Origin of the sequence: Actinoplanes campanulatus (genome assembly GCF_014647795.1) — a bacterium.
In the GTDB taxonomy this organism is placed as follows: domain Bacteria; phylum Actinomycetota; class Actinomycetes; order Mycobacteriales; family Micromonosporaceae; genus Actinoplanes; species Actinoplanes campanulatus.
Genome location: NZ_BMPW01000099.1, coordinates 1 through 515 on the forward strand (window position 1 = coordinate 1; position 515 = coordinate 515).

General features: G+C 71.7%; 1 protein-coding gene. It reads left to right on the top strand.

The genetic code is table 11. The features are described from left to right. On the top strand, positions 1-515 hold a 515-nt coding region (locus IEZ13_RS46225), incomplete at both ends, for a transposase (RefSeq protein WP_189285829.1).

Below are 515 nucleotides of genomic sequence, written 5' to 3' on the forward strand. Positions count from 1 at the left end.
TGGTCGGGTTGTCGCTGACGGTGGAGCATCGGCGGGGGCACGGCGCGTTGTATGACGCGGTCAACGCGGGTGCGATCGCGGTGAGCCGGTTACGGCAGGCGCTGGCCGGGGTGGATCTGCCCCGGCAGCCGGACGGTCAGCTGATGCTGGCGGTCGATGTCAGCGCGTGGCTGCGCCCGAACGCGGACACCGCCCCCGACCGTGCGCACTGCCATGTCCGGGGCCGGGGCCACGGCGAGAAGAACCAAACGGCTCCGGGCTGGCCGTATTCGTTCGTGGTCGCGCTGGAGCCGGGCCGGCACAGCTGGGTCGCGGTTCTGGACGTGCTGCGGCTGGCCCCGCTCGACGATGTCACCGCGGTGACCGCCACCCAGGTACGTGACCTGGTCGAACGGCTACGTGACGGCGGCCGGTGGCAGCCCGGCGACCCGCCGATCCTGGTCCTGTTCGACGCCGGCTACGACCTGACCCGGCTGACCTGGCTGCTGACCGGTCTTCCCGTCATCGTGATCGGG